Raw genomic sequence first — 5135 nt, 5'->3', positions numbered from 1 at the left:
AAAGCGGAGCAGGAGCAGCGCCTATTCAGAACCGGCACCAGCGCCGATACCGCAGACCTGCGGCCCCTGCATCATGCGCTTGTTCCTTGTCAGCTCACATTCAAACCCCAGTAACGAACATGAGATCAAGCCGCCATTACTCCCTCGAAGCCTACATCGCCAAAATGTCCAGGGACGACGCCAAAGCACACCGCGAAATGGACCATGCCCCCGCACCCAAAGGAGCGCATGCCGGCAAGGAGGTCACCAACACAGCAAGACCGCTGCCGGACGAGGCCCCACTGCACGCTAGAAAACGTGCCGCGCATACAAAACGCCATTCCTCCGCGAAGCGATCAGCCAACAGCTTCTCGGACACGGTCTGCAAATCACAGTTTGCGTGTTGCAGCGGGCAGGCGGCTTCATCCGAATAGGTGAGGATGAAGCCGTCACCATGGCAGCCCGTCGTGTTCCGGAACAAGCCGCCCGGTATTCGATCAAATTTTTTGCCCCATCTCACCGCTTCACACCAGGCACGCGGAAAATCTTCCCCGTGTAGGGGCACTGCACCTCCGAGCCAGCCGGGATATCGCTCACGTCCACCATCTGGCTTTTATCGGTATAGGGGCTGTACACAAAGCCGCGGCGGCCGGAGACCGCGATGCCATAAGGCAGGTCGCGATCTCGCACCGCAGGGGTGGCCGCAGGCGTCAGCGGCGGCACCGTCTCCATGTGCGCAGGCTCGCGTTTGAGGTGATGCACCGGAGCGGCCGACCGCAAGGACCTCGGGCTGGCATCCACAAAATCTTGCGGCAAATAGAAGAGCTTCTGGGTGAAGGGGCACACCACCAGTCTGCCGGGCCGGAACCCGCGCACGTCCACCAGTCGCGGCGGATGCGTGAAGGGCGAGCGCACATACCCAGGAAGATAGGTGACATTCAGTCCCGTCTCATGCCCCGGCTTCTTGGCCACCGGAGCCGGCGGCACCGCCGTGAGGCTCCTCTCCGCCTTCGGTGTGTCCTTCCAAAACGAGAGTGGTTCAAGCGCGCACCCGCTGAGACACAACGCAGCGAGAGAGCAGGCAGGCAGAAGGCGCAGGGCAAGGAGAGGAGACATGGTGAACAAGGAACACCGAACGTCGAACAATCAATATTGAATGCCGAATAGGAAAGCTCCCAGTACTGACAGCCCCGCTGGGAGAAGCACCAGCACGCATCACCTCAAAAACTCAGTCATGCCGGCAATGCGGCCCCAAACAGCCCACCCCGCACTCAAGCAGCCAGCTTCAGCACAAAGGCCTCCACCACCTGCAGATTCTTCGGGCCTCTGTACACCACCTTCCCTTCAATGTCCGCGCTCTCCAGCAGGCGCACATCAACAGCACGCCATTGCGGTGCCTCGGGATGAGTGTCACCGACGGCTGGATGGATCTTCAAGACAAGAGGTTCGGATGAGGGTGTCATGCGCCGCTCTTATCGCATCACTCATCCAAACGTGCGACCCGAGCGCCATATCGGGTTATCCCTCATCGCTCACATCAGGCAACTAACTCCAAAAAAGAGTGACCACCGCGCGCTACAGTTCGCGCGGCAGTCACCTCCCTGATCACGACCCTGTCACTTCTTCGCTGGCTTCTGTTTCTTCTCAGTGTCCAGCGTCGTGCGCGAGGTTTTGGGCGTCGCCTTCAGCACCTGAAAACCCGCCAGCGCCGGCGATTCGATGATGGAGATCCCCTCACCCGTATTCCAAGGGCCCGTGAAGTCCTGCTCCCCCTGGTCGCCTTCTCCGGTGGAGTCATTGTAGTACTGATCCACAATCACCGGCGTCGGAGGAATCGCGCCGATGGACAGCGCCGATTTACCAAGACTGTCCAGCGCGGACATGAAAGCGCGCAAGTGCGTGATCTCACGTGTCATCAGAAACTGCAGCGCCTCCTTCGAGCCGGGGTCATCGCAGAAATCAATCAGCCGCTCATACACGATCTTCGCCCGCGCTTCTGCCGCGATGTTGCTGCGCAGGTCCACATCCAGCTCTCCCGTGACCTTCAGATAATCCGACGTCCAGGCATTGCCCATGGAGTTGCACAGCGCCACGCCGCCGCCTCCGGCAATCGCGATCAATGGATCATGCTCTGCCGCTTCGGCATCCTTCTTCATCGGCTTCAAATGCATGCGCGCCAGAGTGCCGATGACCTCCAGATGACTGAGCTCCTCCGTGCCAATGTCCATCAGCAGATCCTTGCACGCCATGTCATCGCAGTTGATCCCCTGAATGGAGTACTGCATGGCGGCGGCGAGCTCGCCATTAGCGCCGCCGAATTGTTCCAGCAGCATGTTGCCAAAGCGTGGATCTGGGGTGCCCACGCGAACGGTGAACATGAGTTTCTTGATATGGTGGTACATGACGATTGTGTGTTTGGTGGTGTGGTTGCAGTGAGACAGATACCAAAGCTGACCCTGCACCGTCAGCTCCCATTCATCGGCACCTCCGCACGCATCAGCTCTGTCTTTTCTGCGGTTCAGGATCAGGCTCAAGCCTGAGCTAAGCCTCCACCTTCAAACTCGTGGCATCGTTTCCAAACGCCGAGGCGAACACTCTATAGACATTCATCCGGCATCACTGCCTCCCTTCACCTCTGCACCCGCCGGAAACCCCGCAACCCGCCTTTTTTTGAAGGCACTCGACCCAAGAAACGAACCTATGAAAATCCAAATCAACACGGACAATCACATCGTCGGCCGCGAAAAGCTGGTCGAGCAATCCGAAGCCACGGTGGAAAGCACACTCGGTCATCTCGCGCAGCATGTTACCCGCATCGAAATGCATCTGAGCGATGAAAACAGCAACAAAGGCGGCGCTCATGACAAACGCTGCATGATGGAGGCACGCCTCGAAAAACACCAACCGATTGCAGTCACCGATGACGCAGAGACGATTGCCCAAGCCATCGCCGGTGCCGCTGAAAAGTTGAAGCGTTTATTGGATCACACCCTGTCGCGGCTGAGCGCTCATTAGAGCCGGAAGCCGCGAGCATCCAAGCCATTGCGGCACTCATCCGTTCAGCCCTCTGCCTAAAGCAGCGGCAACTCAGAGGCAGCAGCCCACGGGTGCGGCCACCCACGAAGCCAAGGCCAGGACCACGGCAGCTCTCACACCGCAGGAGAACGCCGCCGCTCAATCCCCGCCACCAGTTCCCGCTTCGCCACGCGCTCGTTCGTCCGCGACACCAGAGCCGTCAGCGCATCATTCGCCGCCGTCACCTCCTCCGGCTGTAGCAGCACCTCTTCGATCTCGGTGATGTAGCCCGTGAGGCTGGTGTCGATCACATACTTCGGCAGCTCCGTTTTAAACGTGGCCCCGCCCATGAAAAAGATCACCGGCCGAAACTTCGACTCCGGCAAATTCAAGAGCTTCGCCAGCGCCCGCAGGTGCAGCCGGCTTTGCCAGATCGGATTCTGAAAAGCGAACTCCCCCAGAGCCAACGCGGTACATACAGATCGTTGAAGCCCCAGTAGATCGCCTTGTCAAGCAAGCGAAACGTCCCCTGACTCACCAGCGCCTCCCCCAGCGCCCCTTTGATGGACGCCCTGAACCGCCGGTAGATGAACCGCGCCACATAAATGCTCGCCACCAGCAGAAAAGCGGCATCAGCAGTTTGAAATGCGGCAGCGCCTCTTGGAGGATAGTTTTGTAGAGAGTCGTAGAGACAGCGTTGGGGGCGGTCATCAGCACGACTCTCCTCAGCAAACGCCCCGCCTCAAGCCCAAGCCCCACCTGCCGAAAAACAAGCCCACATGAATGACACAGTTCCGGCAGTTGGAGAAAGACGGCATAGTCCACCGCACCGTCTATCCAGTCATCCTTCCCAAATTCGCCCCCCCCTGGCCCAGTCTCTATGCCCCGTGCTCGACGCCATCCTCAAATGGGCCGCGAGGACTTGCGGTAAGACGACCGCAGGAAACGCAGAGGCATGAGTAGCGAATCAGTCAGGAGAGCGAGAGCGAGCCTCAACCCCGACCCCGTTCGAAGCCATATAGAGCCACCTCAACGCATCAGGTTTTATGGAAGGTCAGCAGCTGGGCTTCAGCCGAGAGCTGAGGCTTCAGAGTTTGAAAGTCCTCGGCCATATTCATCACTTTCGGATACTTCAGAGCCGCCTGCCTGCACACGTCCAGAGTCGTTTTGGTGACGGCTTTGTCAAAAGCCATCACCAAGGTGGAGTGAGAGGTGATCTTGTCACTCAGCGCCTTGGCAAAGGTGCTGGTGTCTCCGCTCGCGTCTGCATCATCAGGAGCCAGATCATCCGAGCCCCCGTAGCATGTCAGCAGCCACACCGCCAGAAAGGAGGTTTGGCCCTGGGTCAGGCTGTCGATGTATTGCGCCGCCGCTCCAGCCGAAAGAAATCTCCCCTGCGCGGACAGACCTCTCTCATTGGCGCCCCCTGCGGCATACGTGCGCCAGGTGCTGTGCCCATATAAGAACAGGTGGTTCACGGTGGTCGGGTGGTACTTGCCGCCGAGAGCCGTCAATGCAGAAGCGGTCAGCTTGAAGGATGACTTTTTATAAGCCGCTGAAGCGCCGATATCGACACCCAGAGACTTGCTGAAACAATTCGCCTTGTCCACCTCCAGGTCGCTGAGGTTGATCCGAATGCTGTACCCGGCTGGCGTCAGGAAGGCGTCTGGCACCTGAGAGTAGGTGCTGGCGGGCGGTTGATTCCATTGAACAAGGAATTGGGAAGTCGCGGCGGCATAGGCAGGTGCAGGCATGGCGTTTTGAAATGGTGTGTTTGTTCGTGGGCGGATGATTTTATTCCTCGTCATGGCTCGCGTTGCAGGTCGAGCATTCGATGCGCAGGTTGTTCAAATTGTTATAGGCCGCCCTGGCTTCAGCCGCCGTGGTCACTCCCGCAGCAATGAGGTCCACCTTCCATTTTGTTATGTGCCCCAGGTGAACCCCGTCGTAAGTGGTTGCATGGCCGCAGCAGACACATTTCCACAAACGCAGCAGCAGGTTCGTAAACGGGTCCGTGACAGTCCCCAGTTTGGAGCCAAATTTTTCAGGGTGGTTCAGCATGTAGTCCCGTGTGTCCATCGTCTCATCTCCCGGCTTGGAGTACCACGCAGGCCGGCTCAGTCCGTTGACGAAAGCCGTGA

The 5135-nt window shown here is 58.7% G+C and carries 7 protein-coding genes; 1 reads left to right on the top strand and 6 read right to left on the bottom strand.

Features of this window, described 5'->3' with window-relative positions:
- Positions 1-495: 495 nt before the first annotated feature.
- From PSV43_RS06600 to PSV43_RS06590, 3 genes are all read right to left on the bottom strand, one after another.
- Positions 496-1095 carry a hypothetical protein gene (locus PSV43_RS06600; protein ID WP_300194762.1) on the bottom strand — a complete coding sequence of 200 codons (600 nt, stop codon included), beginning with the start codon at positions 1093-1095 and terminating at the stop codon, positions 496-498.
- 155 nt (positions 1096-1250) lie between these two features.
- Entirely contained in the window at positions 1251-1442 is a 192-nt protein-coding gene (locus PSV43_RS06595) for a hypothetical protein (RefSeq protein WP_300194760.1), read from the bottom strand.
- A 153-nt stretch (positions 1443-1595) separates the two neighbouring features.
- Positions 1596-2381 (bottom strand): manganese catalase family protein, encoded by a 786-nt coding sequence (locus tag PSV43_RS06590; RefSeq protein WP_300194758.1) that lies wholly within the window; start codon positions 2379-2381, stop codon positions 1596-1598.
- Between the two features lie 298 nt (positions 2382-2679).
- Here PSV43_RS06590 and PSV43_RS06585 point away from each other — a divergent pair, with 298 nt between their 5' ends.
- The gene (locus PSV43_RS06585) at positions 2680-2994 is read left to right on the top strand and encodes an HPF/RaiA family ribosome-associated protein (protein ID WP_300194756.1); all 315 of its coding nucleotides are present in this window, start codon (positions 2680-2682) and stop codon (positions 2992-2994) included.
- Between the two features lie 134 nt (positions 2995-3128).
- On the opposite strand, the gene PSV43_RS06580 is transcribed toward PSV43_RS06585, so the two are convergent.
- The 3 genes from PSV43_RS06580 to PSV43_RS06570 form a co-directional block, all read right to left on the bottom strand.
- Complete coding sequence (locus PSV43_RS06580; RefSeq protein ID WP_300194754.1) at positions 3129-3386, bottom strand: hypothetical protein; 258 nt, start codon at positions 3384-3386, stop codon at positions 3129-3131.
- Positions 3387-4031: 645 nt separating this feature from the next.
- Entirely contained in the window at positions 4032-4748 is a 717-nt protein-coding gene (locus PSV43_RS06575) for a hypothetical protein (protein WP_300194752.1), read from the bottom strand.
- A 40-nt stretch (positions 4749-4788) separates the two neighbouring features.
- The coding region (locus PSV43_RS06570; protein ID WP_300194750.1) for a GH-E family nuclease at positions 4789-5135 on the bottom strand (347 nt) is incomplete at its 5' end.

It is taken from the genome of Prosthecobacter sp. (assembly GCF_029946185.1).
In the GTDB taxonomy this organism is placed as follows: Bacteria; Verrucomicrobiota; Verrucomicrobiia; order Verrucomicrobiales; family Verrucomicrobiaceae; genus Prosthecobacter.
This window is presented reverse-complemented; position numbering and strand designations above follow the sequence as displayed.